13 protein-coding genes are annotated in these 17,645 nt (G+C 68.5%); 2 read left to right on the top strand and 11 right to left on the bottom strand.

Annotated elements, in window-relative coordinates; translation table 11 throughout:
• The 5 genes from VF794_RS13290 to VF794_RS13270 form a co-directional block, all read right to left on the bottom strand.
• On the bottom strand, nt 1-572 hold a 572-nt coding region (locus tag VF794_RS13290; protein WP_331110313.1), incomplete at its 3' end, for a CotH kinase family protein.
• A gap of 92 nt (nt 573-664) precedes the next feature.
• The gene (locus VF794_RS13285; RefSeq protein ID WP_331110311.1) at nt 665-2,425 is read right to left on the bottom strand and encodes a serine/threonine-protein kinase; all 1,761 of its coding nucleotides are present in this window, start codon (nt 2,423-2,425) and stop codon (nt 665-667) included.
• Between the two features lie 280 nt (nt 2,426-2,705).
• Nucleotides 2,706-3,356 (bottom strand): hypothetical protein, encoded by a 651-nt coding sequence (locus VF794_RS13280; protein ID WP_331110309.1) that lies wholly within the window; start codon nt 3,354-3,356, stop codon nt 2,706-2,708.
• Between the two features lie 134 nt (nt 3,357-3,490).
• A complete protein-coding gene (locus tag VF794_RS13275) occupies nt 3,491-5,002 on the bottom strand; it encodes a pre-toxin TG domain-containing protein (protein WP_331110308.1) in 1,512 nt (503 codons plus the stop codon).
• A gap of 3 nt (nt 5,003-5,005) precedes the next feature.
• Nucleotides 5,006-6,070 (bottom strand): mannose-1-phosphate guanylyltransferase, encoded by a 1,065-nt coding sequence (locus VF794_RS13270; protein ID WP_331110307.1) that lies wholly within the window; start codon nt 6,068-6,070, stop codon nt 5,006-5,008.
• Between the two features lie 154 nt (nt 6,071-6,224).
• On the opposite strand from VF794_RS13270, the gene VF794_RS13265 reads away from it, so the two are divergent.
• Nucleotides 6,225-8,894 (top strand): GDSL-type esterase/lipase family protein, encoded by a 2,670-nt coding sequence (locus VF794_RS13265; RefSeq protein ID WP_331110305.1) that lies wholly within the window; start codon nt 6,225-6,227, stop codon nt 8,892-8,894.
• A gap of 2 nt (nt 8,895-8,896) precedes the next feature.
• Nucleotides 8,897-10,321 carry an MBOAT family O-acyltransferase gene (locus VF794_RS13260; protein WP_331110303.1) on the top strand — a complete coding sequence of 475 codons (1,425 nt, stop codon included), beginning with the start codon at nt 8,897-8,899 and terminating at the stop codon, nt 10,319-10,321.
• An 89-nt stretch (nt 10,322-10,410) separates the two neighbouring features.
• On the opposite strand, the gene VF794_RS13255 is transcribed toward VF794_RS13260, so the two are convergent.
• From VF794_RS13255 to VF794_RS13230, 6 genes are all read right to left on the bottom strand, one after another.
• Nucleotides 10,411-12,423, bottom strand: a complete 2,013-nt coding sequence (locus VF794_RS13255) for a tetratricopeptide repeat protein (RefSeq protein ID WP_331110302.1) — start codon at nt 12,421-12,423, stop codon at nt 10,411-10,413.
• 19 nt (nt 12,424-12,442) lie between these two features.
• The gene (locus tag VF794_RS13250) at nt 12,443-13,771 is read right to left on the bottom strand and encodes a hypothetical protein (RefSeq protein WP_331110300.1); all 1,329 of its coding nucleotides are present in this window, start codon (nt 13,769-13,771) and stop codon (nt 12,443-12,445) included.
• Nucleotides 13,772-13,980: 209 nt separating this feature from the next.
• Nucleotides 13,981-14,883: a hypothetical protein gene (locus VF794_RS13245; RefSeq protein ID WP_331110298.1), complete on the bottom strand. Its 903-nt coding sequence runs from the start codon at nt 14,881-14,883 to the stop codon at nt 13,981-13,983.
• A 150-nt stretch (nt 14,884-15,033) separates the two neighbouring features.
• Nucleotides 15,034-16,371 carry a sensor histidine kinase gene (locus VF794_RS13240; RefSeq protein WP_331110296.1) on the bottom strand — a complete coding sequence of 446 codons (1,338 nt, stop codon included), beginning with the start codon at nt 16,369-16,371 and terminating at the stop codon, nt 15,034-15,036.
• 20 nt (nt 16,372-16,391) lie between these two features.
• Nucleotides 16,392-16,775, bottom strand: a complete 384-nt coding sequence (locus VF794_RS13235) for a response regulator (RefSeq protein ID WP_331110294.1) — start codon at nt 16,773-16,775, stop codon at nt 16,392-16,394.
• A 150-nt stretch (nt 16,776-16,925) separates the two neighbouring features.
• The gene (locus tag VF794_RS13230; protein ID WP_331110292.1) at nt 16,926-17,510 is read right to left on the bottom strand and encodes a CoA pyrophosphatase; all 585 of its coding nucleotides are present in this window, start codon (nt 17,508-17,510) and stop codon (nt 16,926-16,928) included.
• Nucleotides 17,511-17,645 lie beyond the last annotated feature (135 nt).

Below are 17,645 nucleotides of genomic sequence, written 5' to 3'. Positions count from 1 at the left end.
CTCGCGGCCAGGTCGTACCAGAGCTTCTCGGTGAGGTAGCCGGAGTCCTTCCACGCCGCGAGCAGCTCGATGTTCCTCTTGCCCTGGAAGCGAGCCTCCTTCTCGAAGCGCACATCCCAGGACTTCTTCACGACGCGCGGGTCCGTCTTCGTGGAGCGCCCACGGAAGGCCAGCTCCACCGGGTACGTGCGCCCCTCGTGGAGGAAGCGGCCCTTCACGCTGAACTTCTTCGAGGGCGGATCCTGGATGTGGTCGTAGAGGGCCTGGTAGTCCTGCTGCGTCAGCGTCAGCTCGTAGGTGGAGATGGACGTCTGGAGCGCTGGCCACCGGGGCTTCTCGGGCGAGGGGCCCGAGCCCGTCACGGGGCCCGCGTCCGGACTCCCGGCGTCCGGAGCGCCCGCGTCTGGCTTCCCGGCATCCGGTGGGCCCCCCGCGTCTGGGGGCTCCGTCGAGGCATCGGGCCGCCCGGGATCGACGATGTCGTTGGTGTTGTTCTGCGGGCTGGTCGGTCCGCTCGGACCGTCACACGCACCCAGGAGAAGAAGTAGTCCGGTGAGGAACGCGATTCTCATACGCTCCCCACCAGGAGCAAGCCATGCGCCAGCGCGGGTGCGGTGTTCTCGGGGAGAACGAGGTAGCTGGCCGCACCACCTGGGGAAAGCGACTACCCAGGGCGGGTCGCCCCGTCGCCCTGGGGAGCAATCGCGGGGAACGTGCCCGTGAGTCGCGCGTTGGCGTTGATCGCACGGAGGCGCTGGGCGAGCGAGTGGTAGTAGCGGTGCAGCGAGACGTTGAGCGGATCCACGGTGAGTGCCTCGGTGTAGCGCGCCAGGGCGGTGTCGAGCACGTGCTGGGCCTCCAGGACGATGCCCTCGTCGAAGAGAGAACGCGCGCGCGCCTCCGCGTCCGGACGGGCGGCGAGGAAGGCCTGGCGCAGGCGCGCCACCGCGCTCAAGGGCACGCCCGCGGAGAGGCAGCGGGCCACGCCCCGGAAGTTGCCCCGGGAGGCATCGAAGCGCGCACGGGCGAGCGGCTCGCCGAGCGTCCGCCTCGCGGCCTCCAGCCGCTCCCGGAGGGTCTCCAGGGACTGGCGCTGCTCGGGCGGCAGGGGCCGTTGCCAGAAGGGCTCCAGCCGACGCTGGGCCTGGGCCACGCGCTGGAGAACGTCCGCGAAGTCCGAGTGCGGATGGATGGCGAGCAGGGTGTACGGGTCCTGGCTGCTCGCGAGGGCGCGCGCCAGGAGCTGGGCGAGTTCCGGATCCGGCGTCGGCGCGGCGGGAGGAGGCGCCAGCGCCTGGGTCACCAGACGGCGCACGTCCTCGGAGGGGTCGGCGAAGTGGACGATGAAGCCCGGGCGGCCTCCCCAGGTGCGAGCCTCCTCGGCGGGCAGCAGGCGCACCACGTCGCCCGGGCAGTCGAGCGCCCAGCCATTGAGGGACAGCTCCACGTTGAGGCGGGCGCCCAGCGCAGGCAGCGCCCCGTCGCAGGCGATGCGCAGCCCCTCCTCGCTCAAGTCATTGACGAACACCGGCTGGAGCCCGGGACTCGAGGGGTCCTCTATCCGCACACGGAAAGCCGGGGGCGGGAGGCAGCCGAAGGCGGGGCGCCGCATGGCCTCGCGCAGGGCCGCGCGGAAGGCCCGGGCGCTGGAGAAGCGCTCATCGGGGCGCAGGGACATCGCCTGCATCAGCACCCCGGAGAGGGCCGGCGGCACGCGATCCTCGACGACATGCGGCGGCAACGGCCTGCTGGGCTTGTGCACGAGGAGCATCTCGCCCATGCGCCCGCCACCGCCGAAGGGCAGCCGCCCGGTGAGCAGCCGGTAGCCCACCACCGCGAGCGCGTAGAGGTCCGCGCGACCATCCGGCTCGGCGCGCACCCACAGCTCGGGAGCGAGGTAGGCGGGGCTGCCCACCACCATGCCCGCGGCGAGTTCCTCCTCGGAAAAGCCCGCGGCCAGGGGGCCGGACATGCCGAAGTCGAGGATCTTCACGCGCCGCTCGCCGTCGCGCCCGGTGGTGAGGACGAGGTTGTCCGGCTTGATGTCTCGGTGGACGACGCCGCGCGCGTGCGCGGCCTCCAGGCCCTCCAGCACCTGCGAGAGCAGGAAGACGACCTCCTCGGGAGGCAGCGGCAGCGGCAGGCGCGACAGGGCGGTGCCCTGGACGTATTCCATGAGGAGGCAGTGGTGGCCGCTGGGGGCCTGCCGCACGTCGAGGAGCCGGGCCACGCTGGGGTGGACGAGTTGCTGGACGGCGCTCACCTCCGCGTAGAAGCGGGTGCGCACGGCCGGATTGTTGGCCAGGTGCGAGTGGAGCACCTTCACCGCGAAGTGCGAGCCGCTGGACGCGTGCTCGGCGAGGTACACGGTGCCGAGCGCGCCAGCTCCCAGCTTGCGCACCAGAACGAGTGGGCCGTAGCCCATGCCGGACAGGGCCTCGCTGTCACACGGAGTGCCCTCGGGTTGGGTGCACGGAGCACCCGTTGGATGATCTTCGAAGCAGTGGTTGCAACCCATCGCCGCCCCCCAGCGGCGCTCGCCTGAAAGGCCAGCGCACCAGCGGAGCTTTGCAATCTCCGTGCACTCCCCGCTCGGTTGGGAAGACCACGACACAACCCTGGGAACTTCCTTGGTGTGACCACGGAAGGCCGAGGACGAGCGGTAATTCCTCCAGGCCTGCCCCTGTAAAAACGGGGGTTGGGGCTCAATGCAGGGGTTCGGTGAGGTGGTCCAACACGGGGCGCCGGGTGGGTGGAGTGTGGCGCTCGTGGTCGTAGAAGCACTCGGGGCCGAGGTGCTCGATGAGCGCGCGCTCCCGTGTGTTGCCCTGCTCGGTACCGGCCTCGGTGGGCAGTTCGTAGGGTTGGACGAGGACGAGGTCGTCACCGAGAGGCTTGCGACAATCCTCGGGCAGCGAGACGAGGCGCTCGCCGAACATGCGCACGAAGGGCGGGCCGAAGAAGTTGCGCCAGAAGAGGCCAGCGAGACCTTCGCCATAGCCGCGAACCGTGAACGTGAGCTTCAGTCCCAAGCCCTCGGGAACCAGCCGCTGGGTCTTGCGTGCGAGGTCCGCATCCAGGGCAGTCATTGCCAATGGCGAGCGCACGAGCCGCATCACCTCCGCCACCTGTTCGCCATGGGCGATGCGCCACTTCTGTGGGGAGGCAGTCCTCACGGACGTTACCCAGGTAATCTTCCCCGTGTAGGGTGGATCATCAGCTTTCGACGGAAAGACGAGTAGGAAATCCCGGTTCGTCTTCGCCGCCACACAGAGGGTCTTCCGCTCCTCGTAGAATGCCTGGAGGGTGTCGAGTTCGACGTGACCCGAGTCGCTGACCCCATCCAGGAAGGCCATTCCATACCGTGCTGGCGAAAACCACCGGTGTTTCTCGAGTGCCAGTTGGAGGAACTCGCGTATCACTCCTCCGGTTGGAATACCGGGTGGCAGGTAGAGCTGGGTCGTGAGCCGTTGGATGGGCATGGGGTTGATCAGGGCGGGTAGTACATCACCGTCGCCTTGCCGTTCTCGGCGAGCGCCAGCAATTGTTGCCGGAGTGGGTCCGTGAGTCGGGTCGCTCCTGCTGGGTGCTTCGCGGAGCGAATCCACAGTTCAATGTGACCACCATGGTCACGCACGTATTCGACCATGGCCTTGATGTTTCCACTGAGGGCCAACTCCTGACGGCTCTTCGCCTCTATGAAGCGGTAGGGCTCGCCCCAGACCAACTCGTTGGGATTGCCACGCACGGAGTCCGGGATGAAGCCGTGCACCGGGCTGCCCGGTGGCGGCATCATCAACGTGGTGTTCTTCTCGTGGCCACCCGCCTTGAGGATGGAATCCTCGAAGGCATTGCCCGCCGGCTTGTTGGCGAGGATGGAGCGGTAGAGCCGCTCCCACTCCGGGTCCACCGCGTAGGAGAAGCGGCGGTACTTGCCCGGGTGGCGGAACTGGTAGTCCACCCAGCACTGAGCCAGGTGCTCGGAAGTCCCGGGAAGCATTCGCGTACCGTTCGCGAGGGTTCGCCCGCCCAGCACGGAAACCTTTTCCCCGCGACGCAGGGCATCAGCCGCCTCACCCAGGGGCTTCTCCAGCTTCCCGGCCACCCGATTGAGGAAGGCCAGCTCCTCGTCCGTCAACTTGCCGCCCCTGTCGGCGGCACGCCGCAGGAGGAGCTCCAGCTCGGTCACGTCCTCGGCACTCAGATGGGACGCCACGCGGGAGAGCACCCGCACCTCCTCCAAGCTCCTGCCGGTGACGAGCGCCACCCGGGTCAGCACCGCGTCGCCGCCCGTCTTCAGCACCTTGCCGTTGGCGAAGGGAAGCACCACACCGAGCACGTGGATGAACCGCTCGGGGTCGCTGAGCCGATGGCCCGTGAAGCTGTAGCCCGAGAAGGCCGAGGCCAGATCCGTCCCCTCACCGATGAGAGGCGTAAGGCCGATGAGCAGCTCCGCCACCAACTCCTCCCGGGTGTACTCCTCCTCGGGTGGAGGGGTGTAGTCGAGGTGCGGCGGGGCCCGCCTGCCCAGCTCGATGGCGGTGGCCAGGGCGGAGCGGCTGGCCAGCAGATAGAGCGCCACCTCGGACGGACTGCGAGGTAGGAAGTCCGGATCCTCCGTGTGCGCGTAGGCCCAGGCCAGCGTGGCATCCACCAGCGCGTTGAGGGACTTCTCACGCAGCGGGTGCTCGGTGAGCAGGTGGCCGGGAGCGATGCGCCGCGGGTGCGTGGCATGCGTCTCCATCAGCCGCATGCCCCATTGCAGGTACTCCTCCAGCTTCGCCTCCACCATCCTCCAGCGCTCGGCCTCCTCGGGGCTCGAGGGCCGGCGGGAGAACGCACGTGCCCCACCACCCAGGGCGCTCCCTGGCCCGGAAGACAGGGCCAGGACACGGGGATGCGGAGCCCTCACGGACTCCGGCCCCGCGCACGCCAGCAGCAGGAGCAGCAGGACGCCCCCGACTCTCCACTCCGGTGCGCCCCGCCGCCCGTGCCTCGTCACGGCCTACAGGAACTTCTCGCGCTTGCGGGCCTTGAGCGCCTCGACCACCTTGCGCACGTCCTGGCTCTTGTCCTTGGGCACCACCAGCACCGCGTCGCCCGAGTCCACCACCACCATGTCCGTGAGCCCCACCACGCTCAGCGGACGCTTGTGGGCGATCACCACGCAGCCCTTGCAGTCCACCACCACCGCCTCGGCGCCCGAGACGACGTTGCCGTTCTCGTCCGCGGGGCGCACCTCGGGGATGGCCGCGAAGGAGCCCACGTCGGACCAGCCGAAGTCCCCCGGCAGCACCGCGATGTTCGTGGCCTTCTCCATCACCCCGTAGTCGATGGAAATGGAGGGCAGCTTCGGGAACACACGCTTGAGCACCCCCGCGAAGGTCCGCTTCCCCGCCGCCTTGCGCAGCGCGTCCAGCCCCTTCTGCATCTCCGGCATGTGCTTCGCGAAGGCCTCCAGGATGACGTCCGCCCGGAAGACGAAGATGCCCGCGTTCCACAGGTACTCGGCCGACTCCACGTAGCGCCGCGCCGTCTCCACGTCCGGCTTCTCGCGGAAGGCCTTCACCCGCCGGCTCCCACCCTCCAGCGCGTCTCCCACCTGGATGTAGCCGTAGCCCGTCTCGGGCCGGTTCGGCTTGATGCCCAGCGTCACCAGGTGGCCCTTGGCCGCCACCTGCGCCGCCTCGGCGATGGTCTTCTTGAAGCCGGCCACGTCCGCCACGTGGTGGTCCGAGGGCAACACCACCAGGATGCCCTCCGGGTCCCTCGCGGCCACCTGCACCGCCGCCAGGGCGATGGCCGGCGCGGTGTTGCGCGCCACCGGCTCCACCAGGAGGTTCTTCTTCGGCAGGCCCTTCACCAGCTTCGCCGCCTGCCTGGCGTGCAGGGGGCCGCAGACGATGAGGGTGTCCTTCACCGCGGCCAGCCCCTTGAGGCGCGCGGCGGTATCGGTGAGGAGGGGGTTCTTCGAGGCCAATGGGAGGAACTGCTTGGGACGCGCCTTGCGGGACAGCGGCCAGAAGCGGGTGCCGGAACCACCGGCCATGATGACGGGATAGAGGGTCATGGGGCGCGCAAGATAGCGCCTTGCCTGCCTGGATACCCTCCGAACGTCGGTCGGAGTTTTGACCCCGTCCCGAAAAGCCAGTCTCATACCGGCCGCGTTGGGGTCCAAGCACACATCGACCGGGTTGACGCTCGTCCTCACTTTGGCGCTGGGCGTGGGGCTTTCGCTCGCCCCCGTCCCCGAGGCGTTGCGTCCCATTCCCAGCCTCTCCCAGGGGCCGGTGATGCCACGGCTCGTCGCGCTCGTCGCCACGTCGAGCGCCGCCTCCAAGCGCAAGGCCGTGGGCGTTGCCCCCGATGGCGAGTCCGACGCCCCCCAGGTGCCCGTCCTTCCCGAGGAGGATGACCCCGCGCAGCTCGTCCAGGTGGAGACCACCGACGCCGGCACGCCGCTGCCCGTGCCCGTCGTCTCCGACTCGCTGGGGCTGGCGGACCTGGGCCCCACCACGCGCGAGTCCGCCCTGCGCATGGAGGTGCTGCGCGAGAAGATGGGCGCCCGGCACGTGGACCTCGAGCCCGGCTGCCGACGCATGGGCGCCTCGGGCTGCGAGGAGAGCGGGCTGGCCCCCCTCTTCGCCGCGCTCGAGGGCCTGCGCGACGGCTGGCGCACCCAGGCCGTGCGGGTGGAGCACCTGGGCGACTCGCTGATCGCCTCGGACCACATCACCGACGTGGTGCGCAACCGACTCCAGGAGCGCCACGGCTCGGGCGGCAAGGGCTTCCTCTATATCGACCGCCCCACCCGCTCCGGTCGCGGTGTGCGCGCCGGCACGGCCTCCGAGGGTTGGGAGTTCACCCGCATCATCGACCGCGCTCCCCCGAAGGACCGGCTGCCCATGAGTGGCGTGGCCTTCGCCGCCGGCGGCGCGGGTCCCCAGGACGTGCGCTTCGCCATCGAGGACGCGCGCACGGCGGAGATCTCCTTCCTCGCCCAGCCGGGTGGCGGCTCCGTGCAGGTGCTCGCGGACGGCAAGCCCCTCCAGAAGGTGCAGACGCGCTGGACCCCGGCCGAGGTGGCCTTCGCCCGGGTGAAGCTGCCGCCCGGCGCCAAGACGCTGACGCTCAAGTCGAGGGGCAAGGTGGAGCTGCACGGCGTCTCGCTGGAGAACGGCAACCCGGGCGTGGTGTACGACACCATCGGCCTGCCGGGCGCCTACGCGGGCGTGTTCCTGCGCACCCACCGGCCCTACTTCCGCGCGCAGATCCGTCAGCGCAAGCCGTCGCTGGTGGTGCTCATGTTCGGCGGCAACGAGGCCTTCCGCCTCTCGCGCGACTGGACGAAGCCCGAGGAGATCAAGCAGGAGGCCGAGGCGCTCGTGAAGCTGGTGCGCGAGTCCGTGCCGGACGCGGCGTGCCTCGTCTGGTCTCCCATCGACGCGGCCGTGCGCACCATGGGCGGCGAGCTGGTGCCGCGCCGGGGCTCGCGCATGGTGGCGGACATCTTCCGCGAGGTGGCCAGGGAGGGCGGCTGCGCCTACTGGGACGCGCTCAGCGCCATGGGCGACGAGGGCTCGGCCATCCGTTGGCTGTCCGCCGGCCTGCTCAACGAGGACCTCATCCACCCGCGCGCGCGGGGCTCGGACCTGCTGGGCCACCTCTTCGACCTGGCCATCCAGCGCGCCTACGCCGCCCAGCACCCGCCCGGGGTCGCCACCGAGCACCCGGGCCTCCAGCACCTCGACAAGGCCCTCACCACCACCTTCACGCGCCTGCGCGCGCTGGAGAAGGGCGAGAACACGCGGTTGGGTGTCCTCCAGCTCGGCGCCTCGCACACGGCCTCGCACTACTTCACCGACGCCCTGCGCACCGCGCTGTCCAAGCGCTTCGGGGATGCCGGGCGCGGTTTCATCGCCGCGGGCAAGGCGTCGGACCGGCTCAAGCCCGCGGGCGTCTCGCGCGAGCTGGTGGGCGAGTGGACGGTGGAGGACGCGCTCCAAGCCACCACTCCCGGACAGGCCTGGGGCCTCAACGGCATCCGCGCGGTGGGCGCCCCCGGGGCCTCGCTGCGCATCCGCTTCTGCGACGGGTGCACCGCCTCCGCCACGCCGCCCGCGCGGCTCTCCCTGTACTGGCTGGACGGCCCCGGCTCCGGGCAGATGGAACTGAAGGTGGACGGCAGCGCCGTGCCTCCCGAGCCGCCGCCGCCCGAGCCCTTCACCGTGCCCACGGTGCGCATCCGCTCCTTCCCCGTCACCGGCCCCGCCCACGAGGTGGAGGTGCTCAACCAGGGAGGTGGCTCCCTCACCGTGCTGGGCGCCGCGCTGGACCTGGAGCGGCCCGGCGTCGCCTATGACGCGGTGGGCCTGCCGGGCTCCACCGCCTCCACCCTGGCCAGCCACGAGCCGCAGGCGCTCGCCGCGCAGTTGTCCTCGCGCAAGCCCAACCTGCTCGTCTTCTGGTACGGCACCAACGAGAGCGGCGAGGCCGCCCTGGACGCGGACAAGCTGCGCGGCGAGTACGGGGCCCTCATCTCCCGCCTGAAGAAGGACGCGGGCGGCGCCGAGTGCCTCCTCATCGGCACCACGGACCGGCTCCAGCAGGGCGCGGACGGGGCGTGGGCGGAGGCACCCGGGCTGGCCAAGGTGACGGCCACGCTGCCCGAGGTGGCGCGCGAGCAGGGCTGCGCGTACTGGTCCGCGCGAGCCGCCATGGGGGGTGAGCGCAGCATGCTGCGCTGGCAGCGCGCCGGACTGGGCCATGCCGACGGCACCCACCTGACGCCCGAGGGCTACGCGAAGCTCGCGGACCTGTTCCTGTCCGACTTGCTGGCGGCCTACGAGACCTTCAAGACCCAGCCTCCGACGCTGGCCGCGGAAGGCGGCTGACCGTGTACTTCCACAGCCTCCAGTTCCTCTTCTTCCTCACCGTCGTCTTCGCCCTCTACTGGGCCCTGCACCGCCACAAGTGGCCCCGGCTGGGCGTGCTGATGGTGGCGAGCGTCATCTTCTATTCGATGTGGACGCCGCTGCCCCTGCTGCTCTTCGTGGTGGCCACGGGCATCAACCACCTGTGCATCAAGGGCTTCCGGCGCTCGCGGTCCCCCGGCGTGCGCAAGGCGCTGGTGACGGTGGCCATCGTCAGCACGCTCGGGGTGCTGTGCACCTTCAAGTACGCGGACCTGTTCCGCGACACGCTGGTGGCCCTGCTGGGCCCGCTGGGCGTGCACGTGCGCACCGAGCCCTTCGGCCTGCTGCTGCCCGTGGGCCTCTCCTTCTTCACCTTCCAGGCCATCAGCTACGTGGTGGACCAGTACCGGGGGGAAATCCAGAAGGAGCACACCTTCTTCGAGCACCTGCTCTACCTGCTCTTCTTCCCGCACCTGGTGGCCGGCCCCATCGTGCGCGCCTCGCACCTCATCGAGCGCTTCGATGAGACGCCCTCGCTCACCTCCGAGGAGGGGGGCCGCGGCCTGTACCGCATCGCGATGGGCATGGTGAAGAAGCTGGTCATCGCGGACGTGCTGGGCAGTGGGCTGGTGGACCCCGTCTTCGCCTCGCCGGAGGCGTACACCTCGGCCGAGTGCTTCGTGGCGGCGGTGGCCTACAGCTTCGAGCTCTACTTCGACTTCTCGGCGTACTCGGACATCGCCATCGGCGCCGCGGCGCTCTTCGGCTTCAAGTTCGCGGAGAACTTCAACCGTCCCTACCTGGCGACGAACCTCTTCGACTTCTGGAGCCGCTGGCACATCAGCCTGTCCACGTGGCTGCGCGACTACCTCTACCGGCCGCTGGGCGGCAACCGGGTCTCCAAGCCCCGGGCGCTGCTCAACCTGATGATCACGATGGGGTTGGGCGGCCTGTGGCACGGAGCGGACTGGCGCTTCGCCATCTGGGGCCTCGCGCACGGCGCCATGGAGTGCGTCATCCGCGTGTGGTGGTGGATGACGGGCAAGCCGCCGACGGAGGGCCCCGTGGCGAAGGTGCGCGCGGGGTTCGGCTGGGCGGCCACCTTCCTGGTGGTGGTGCTCACTCGAGTCGTCTTCCGCGCGCCGACGCTGGACCGCGCGGGGGAGATGTACGCGCGGCTGCTCGAGGGAAGCTGGGGGCTGGCCAACGTGAGCACGCTCGTGTGGGCGATGCTGACGGTGGCGGCGGTGAGCCACGTGACGCCGCTGAGCCTCTTCTTCAAGGCGGGCGATCTCTTCGTGAAGCTGCCGGTGCCGGTGCGCGCGGTGGTGCTGGTGCTGCTCGGCCTGGGCGTGCGCCACCTCACCTCGGTGGAGACGCGCCCGTACGTCTACTTCCAGTTCTGAAGCCCAGACCGAACTGGTGGCCCTCATCCAGGCGGGTCATCAGGAGGCGAAGACGAACCGGGTGTGACTCAAGTCGCACATCGCCGAAGTCACTCTTTCAATCGGCTGTTCAGCGCTTGAGCTTCCTTCCGTGCGAGAGCAGCACCGGCCCTGTCGCCGAGGGCTTCGCGTATGTCCGCGACTTTGGCGAGGGATACAGCAAGATCCTCAAGGGTCTGGGGCATATCGCCCATGAGTTCATGAAACTGTCGGTCGAGGGCGAGGGACTCCTCGTAGGCGGCACTGGCGGCCGAGAGGTTGCCCAGGCTTTGCTGCACCTCGCCCATCCTGTCGAGGGAAACGGAGAGGTCGCGGAGAGCTTCGGGGATATCGCCCAGGGCAGCACGAAGCTGACGGCGGAGCGCCAGGGACTCCTCGTGGGCGGCGAAGGCGGCTGGGAGATTGCCCAGGCTTTGTTGCACGTCGCCCATCCTATCGAGGGAAACGGAGAGGTCGCGGAGAGCTTCGGGGGTATCGCCCGAGGCAGCACGAAGCTGACGGCGGAGCGCCAGAGACTCCTCGTAGGCGGCGCGCGCTGCCTGGAGGTTGCCCAGGCTTTGCTGCACCTCGCCCACGTTGTTGAGGGAGATCGAGAGGTCGCGAAGAGCCACGGGGGTATCGCCTAGGGCAGCACGGATCTGTCGATCCAGGGCAAGGGACTCCTCGTAGGCGGCGCGGGCGGCCTGGAGGTTGCCCAGGCTTTGCTGCACGTCGCCCATCGCGCTGAGGGAAACGGAGAGGTCGCGAAGAGCCACGGGGGTATCGCCCAAGGCAGCACAAATCTGACGACTGAGGAGCAGGGACTCCTCATAGGCGGCGCTGGCCGCCGGGAAGTTACCCAAGCGTAGCTGTACGTCACCCACTTTAACAACGGCGACGGAGAGGTCATGGAGGGCATCGGGGGAGTCGCCCCGAACAATGCAAAGCTGCCGGGCAAGGACGAGGGCCTCTTCATAAGCGGTGTGGGCAGCCGGAAGGTTGCCTAAGCGTTGCTGTACGTTTCCCACTTTATCGAGGGAGGCGCCAACGTCGTGAAGGGCTTCGGGAGTGTCTCCCAGGGCAGTGCGGAACTGGCGGGCGAGGTCAAGAGCCTCCTCGTAGGCTGCCAAGGCCGATTCGAGATCGCCTCGCCAGAGAGCAAGACTTGCCAACTCCTTCAACAGCAAGAAACGATAACGATTATCGCCCCCCCCAAGAACCTTGATTGCCTGCTCCAGATGCTCTGTGGCTGCCGCCGAATCTCCATGGTCCTTCTCGGCTAGGGCAAGCATATGAAGCGTCACCGCTTGCAGGCGCAATCCTCCCGGTGATGCCTTGAGGGCAAGCTCTCGTGCCCGTCGAGCAGTCTCAACAGCCTCACCCGTTCTTCCCGATGAACGCAGCGCCTCCACCCGACGAAGCAGAAGCCCAATCTTGCGTGGATCGTCGTCGGTTGCCTTCGCCAGGAGTCGCTCCGACTCCGCGAGAGCAAACTCCGTCATAGCTTCGGCTTCGGGGCCTTTTCCACCCACAGCCCGTGCCGAAAAGGACTCCGTATTCAGGCGGGATTCCCGAGGTGAGACCTCCGCCACCAAGGGGAGTTCAACCACCAATGCACGAATGGACCAGAGGTCCGAAGCCGCCTCCCGCATGAGGAGCTTCGTCTCTGGAGGAGCCACGAGCACCAGACCACCGTGCAGATGTCGGCGCAGAGCATCGCGCCGCTCGTTCATGCGAGAGACCAATTCCATCCAAGCCTCCCGCCAGGGTCGCTCCGTTCCATCGCCCGGGTCGAGGTTCAGGGCTTCCACCCATGTGCATCCAGCGTTCGCGACTTCAGGTGTGACCAGCGATGGAAGCAGACCCTTCAGGTCCAAGGGACTCTCGGGATGAAATGATTCCAGCCGGCGTGTCTGCCCGCGTAACAGGAGCTCGGTGCGGCGGCGAAGCACTCCCGAGGTCAGGGGGGATGGCGAGAAGATGAACCCCAGCCAGAACCCCTCGGCCAGTTCCAGCTGGCGCCGCAATCTCTGCCACTCCGCTTCGCCCCCGGGGCCGATCTCCGCTTCGGTAACAGGCTTCATGGCGTACCTTGCTTCCCTGTTATGGCTCCTTGGCCGAGCGCTTGCTGGCGTCCTCCACCTGGGCCTTCACGACATCTCGCACGAGCGGATGCACGTCGTACCACTCGTTACCGTTCCGGTAGTAGAGCGCGAGGTGTGTATCCAGGTAACGCGCGAGATCATGCAGCAGCTTGATATCCGGGAGTGCCACTCCATGCGTGGTGGCAATCAGATGGAGCCACTTCGCATCCGCATCGGCGATGGGGAGGAACTCGGTGCGGACTTGAGCGATGGCGGCATCCACTGTCGCTTCCGGCACCGGCAGCCGGTCAGCTCGACGGATGATTTCGGAGAACAACCGCAGGAAGTCGCGCAGGTGCCCACCGGACAGGAGGCTCAACTTGTCGAGCGTCGCGCGTTCGGAGCCAAGCAATTCGCGCCAGTTCCCTCGCGCGGAGATGAGTCGCTCCAATAGCTCGAGTCCCGGCTGGAAGACGTTCCCAGAGCTGTCGCGCACCTTGAGCGCCGGGAGAACCTGGACGCCCCCCGGGGAGTAGAGTGTTCCAAGGTTCGGGTACAGCACCTTCAGGTACGGGGGAATCGTGTAGACGACGTGCAGGTGGTCGAAGTGGAGCTTGTCGCTGTGGCTGGTGAACAGGTTCACCACCGAGTCCTGCACGGATGTCGCGTTGGTCGACGTCCCACGGATGTGCTCCATCGAATCCAGCAGGAGCACGACCTCCGTGTTGGGGCCGAATCGGTCCTTCACCCTCTTCACGCAGCCCGTGACATAGGCGCGCACGTCCTCCACCAGCGCGCCAAGGTGCCCGGCCATGCGCTTCTGGAGCGTCTCCCGAAACGAGGGGTCGCTCTTGAGCGCGACCTTGATTCCCACCGAGGACAGGTCCGCGAGATTGAGGTTGGTGTTCTTCAGGAAGGTGGTGAAGCGAGCCCAGTAGCCCTCCTTCGAAGGATCTCCCGTGAGAAATCCCTCCTTGTGGAGCGCATCCCCGAAGGCACCCGCCACCGCCAGGAGGAAGTCGATGATGTCGACGCTCTGCGACAGGTTGATGTAGTCCTCGATGTCGCAGAGCACGACCTTGTAGTCGCCTTGCTCGCTCAAGTGTTTGCGCAGGCGATGCAGCTCGGTGCTCTTGCCGCTCCCCCGGAAGCCCGAGAAGAGCTGCACGCTCTGCCCAAGGGCGAACTGGATGGGACGAGCCAGCAGCTTGACCGGATCATGAGGGGCCAGTTCCGGGGAGTCGTACAGCGGCACGTAGCGGTTCGCGTCGCTTCCCTTGAACTCGATGGGCTGATCGGTGACCGCGCGAAAGAAGTTACGGAGGATCGCCAGGTCTTCGGTTTTCATGCGCGTGGTTCCATCTCCCCCGAGGACCCTCGGATGGCGGGATGCGAAGACCAGACCGGAGTGGCCCCGACACCCTCAACCCTGCGCTCCTAACAGATGCACCGGAAGCTGGCGAGATACTGGACCGCCTGCCATCTTGCCTGCTGGACTCCCCTCGGCTCCGTCGGAACCAAACGGCCCCCTTCCCCCGCTCAAGGCTGGGGGGTGGCCTACGCCGCCCAGCGGCGCACGATACGATCCGTGGCCTCGAACTGAGCCAGATCGGGCCGGATTTCCATCCCCGCCCCTCGCGCCCCACCCAGCCGTATCCCCTGTCCCGCCACCGAAGCCGGGCCCGAGCGCACCTCGTCCGCGTGCCACAGCTCACCGCCGCTGGCGAGCACGACCTCGCGCATGCGTACGTCGAACTCGGCCTCGGACAGCAGTCGCATCTGATCCACCAACACTTCCACGGTGACATCGGCATCGGGCCGAGGGGCGTTCGCGCCCACGAGGCCGTGGAACACCTCGGCGTGGCGGTGCGCTGGCAGGAAGGCGGCATAACCGGGGCGCAGCACCGCCACTCCAGGCTCCTCACGTCGGCTGGAGCTCGCGGCCTCCTGGACTCGCCTGGCTGGGAGCACGGACACCTCTCCCACCCGCGTCGTGCCATCCACCTCGCCCTGGAAGGGGCGCCGGCGGTGGAGCTCGATCAGCCCCGCCAGCCGGCCCGCGTGGCGCACGTGGCGCACGGTGACGGAGTGGGAGCCCTTGATGCGCACCTCACCCCAGGCCGGCAGGGCGGAGAAGCCCTCGGAAGTGATGGACTCCAGCGGCACCTGCACCGGCTCGCCGAAGCGCGGCTGCCACATCAGCCGCTTCGAGGTGAGCTGAAAGCGGCCCGTGTACCGCAGGGAGAAATAGAGGAAGAGGACGCCCCCCGCGACGAGCAGCGGGGTAGGCCTGCCGAGCGTGTAGCGGTGGGTGAGGACGAGCAGCGCGAACACCCACGCGCCGGGCCAGGAGAGGAAGTGGTGCCAACCCTGGGTGCCCTCGAGCAGCACGGGCTCCTCGGCGGGTGAGGCGGAGTCGGAGCCAGGGTGCGGCACGCTGCGGAGGGAAACCAGAGTCATGCCGAATGTCCTCTCGACGGTTTTCCTCCAAACCGCCTGGACCCGGGGTGACAATCCAGGGCTCACGAAGCCCTACCGCTGGTGCATCGCTTGGAGGGCGACCGGGAGAGCATAGCCTCCCCTCCCGGCTCGCCGCCAACCCGTCCTGGGTTACCCGCCCATCCGCCTGTCCCGGAACGAGGGCGGCTCGTAACTGGGCAGGGGGGGGACCAGCGGCAGGCGGATGATGAAGCAGGTGCCCTTCTTGAGCTCGCTCTCCACCTCGATGCGACCGCCGTGCGAGCGGACGATGCCGTGCACCACCGACAGCCCGAGCCCCGTGCCCTCGCCGGCCGGCTTGGTGGTGAAGAAGGGCTCGAAGAGGTGCCGCTTCGTCTCCTCGGACATGCCCGCGCCGGTGTCGCGGACCTCCAGGCGGATCCCATCCTTGTCCCGGCGCGTGGTGACGCGCACCGAGCCCCCGGCCGCGGTGGCATGCCCCGCGTTGACCAGCAGGTTCACCAGCACCTGGACGATCTGCCGCGCGCGGCCCACCACCGTCCCCACTCCCCCCAGGTCCTTCTCCACGCGCAGGTGGCCGAGCTGGCCCTTCGCGATGCGCAGCGCGGACTCCACCTCGGCGTCGAGGTCGAATCCACTATGGGCCTCGGGATCCCCACGTGCGAAGCGGCGCAGGTCCGCGACGATGGCGTTCACCCGCCGGATGCCGTCCAGCGTGGCCGGCAGCACGTCCTCCACGTACTCCTTCATCACCTCGGACAGGTCCTGCTCGTCACGAAGGTCCCGGAGCATCGAGCTGACGTTGCTCGTCACGAAGCTCATCGGGTTGTTGATCTCATGCGCCACGCCCGCCGCCAGCATGCCCAGGCTGGAGAGCTTCTCCTGCTCGATGGCGCGCTGGTGGAGCTGCTGGAGCTCCTGGTGGGCCTTCTCCAGCTCCTGGTTGGCCTTCTCCAGCTCCTCGCGCTGCGCCATCACCCGCCCCAGCACGCCCCGCAGCAGCGTGGCCCGCCGCTCCGACAGCACATAGCCAAAGATGCCGAGCAGGGTGAAGGCCACGGTCATGCTGACCTCCGCCCCCGTCGACAGCGCCGCCACGTCCACCAGCACCAGGAACGCGACCATGCGGTGTCGGGCCCACGGATCCACGCCCTGGGACCAGAGCAGGTTGTAGGGCACGAAGATCCACACCAGCGCACTCCAGTGGGCCACGGCCCCACACACGGCGATACCCGCCGCGTTGATGAGCGTCCGGGCCACCTCCGCCACGCTCCGGTTGAGCCGCCGGGCCATCCACTCGATGAGCACCTCGTTGGAGAGCAGGAGGCACACCGACACGGCCAGCAGCGCGAGCATCACGGACCATTGGCCCCAGAACCAGACGATCAGCGCCACGCTGAACACGGTCGCACCAAAGCCCGTGATGGCCAGCATGCCCTTGTGAACCTGCTCCGACTCCTGGAGCGACTGTCTGGCTTGTGCGTCCATGGTCTTGATACCAGGGATTCTCAAGGTCCCGGGGGCGCCGAGCCCTTCGAGCCGAGGAGGGCACGGACGTCGGCCACGAGGCGCGCGTCGTCCCAGGGCTTGCTGATGAAGTGAGAGATGACACCGCCGGGCTGTCCGCTGCTGGAGGACAGGTCCGCGTGGCCCGAGATGAGGACCCGGACGGTCGTCGGCGCGCGGTCGAGCACCTTGCCGAGCAACTCCAGGCCGCTCATCCCGCGCATGCGGAAGTCGGAGATGACCACGTCCGCCTGGAAGGTGGCGAGCTTCTGGAGGGCCTCCTCGCCATTGAGCGCCGCCTCAATGGTGAAGCCCTCGCGCCGCAACAAGCGGCGGAGCGCTCCGATTACATGCACTTCGTCATCGACGATGAGAATCCTGGCCATGGGGGCTCCGGGCCGTGGCCGGCACGTGGGACCACGGTACACCAGATGCGGAAATCCTGCGTACCCGGTCGCAATCCACCCAGGCGAACGAGCGCCTGGGAAATTTCGACCTGGGGGTGAAACCCAAATCCTGATTCCAGGATTTTCCCGCTAGGGGCGGACGATCAACTCGGAGGTGAGCCGCAGCAGGTCGCGGAGGATGCGACCGGTGGCGCCCCAGATGATGTGGGAGCCGTAGGTGTAGAAGTCCACCTCGTACTCCACCCCCCGGACGCTGCGTCGCTCCGCGCGATGGAGGGAGGGCTCCAGCAGCGCCGCCAGGGGCACCTCGACGATGAACTCCACCTCGACCGGGTTGGGCCGGTACTCCACGCCCTGGGGGATGACACCCACGAAGGGCTGGATGCGGAACTCGGTGAGGGTGGGCACCTCGTCCAGGGCGCCGAGCACGCGCACGCCAGACACGTCGATGCCCAGCTCCTCGCGCGTCTCGCGCAGCGCGGTGTGCAGCGGGGTGGTGTCCTCCGGGTCCCTCGAGCCCCCGGGAAAGGAGTACTGGCCGGCATGGTGGCGCAGGGTGGAGGGACGCTTGGTGAAGAGGACGTGGGGAGCCCCCTCGCGCACGAGCAGGGGCACCAGCACCGCGGACTCGCGCAGCACGTGCCCGGAGAGGTTGACGGCCCGAGGGCGCCGGGAGGCCAGCCGGGCTTCCAATGCGTCGAAGAGGGCTTCCACGGCTACTCCGTCAGTTGCTTCTCCACGGGGACCTTGAGGGGCCTGCTCGGCGTGTCCGTGTTCTCCAGCCCGGACTGGGGGTGCAGCACGCCCCGCTGCAGCAGCACGAGCAGCAGGCAGCCGAGCACCACGCGG

The organism is Archangium sp., assembly GCF_036389735.1.
Lineage (GTDB): Bacteria > Myxococcota > Myxococcia > Myxococcales > Myxococcaceae > Archangium.
Note: the sequence above shows the minus strand (reverse complement) of the source record. Positions and strands in the feature narration are given on the sequence as shown.

Excerpts from the sequence above, each read along its gene's own strand:
- VF794_RS13250 (WP_331110300.1), bottom strand. The coding sequence starts at position 13,771 with ATGAAAACCGAAGACCTGGCGATCCTCCGTAACTTCTTTCGCGCGGTC.
- VF794_RS13285 (WP_331110311.1), bottom strand. The coding sequence starts at position 2,425 with ATGGGCTACGGCCCACTCGTTCTGGTGCGCAAGCTGGGAGCTGGCGCG.
- VF794_RS13240 (WP_331110296.1), bottom strand. The coding sequence starts at position 16,371 with ATGGACGCACAAGCCAGACAGTCGCTCCAGGAGTCGGAGCAGGTTCAC.
- VF794_RS13245 (WP_331110298.1), bottom strand. The coding sequence starts at position 14,883 with ATGACTCTGGTTTCCCTCCGCAGCGTGCCGCACCCTGGCTCCGACTCC.
- VF794_RS13280 (WP_331110309.1), bottom strand. The coding sequence starts at position 3,356 with ATGGCCTTCCTGGATGGGGTCAGCGACTCGGGTCACGTCGAACTCGAC.
- VF794_RS13270 (WP_331110307.1), bottom strand. The coding sequence starts at position 6,070 with ATGACCCTCTATCCCGTCATCATGGCCGGTGGTTCCGGCACCCGCTTC.
- VF794_RS13255 (WP_331110302.1), bottom strand. The coding sequence starts at position 12,423 with ATGAAGCCTGTTACCGAAGCGGAGATCGGCCCCGGGGGCGAAGCGGAG.
- VF794_RS13235 (WP_331110294.1), bottom strand. The coding sequence starts at position 16,775 with ATGGCCAGGATTCTCATCGTCGATGACGAAGTGCATGTAATCGGAGCG.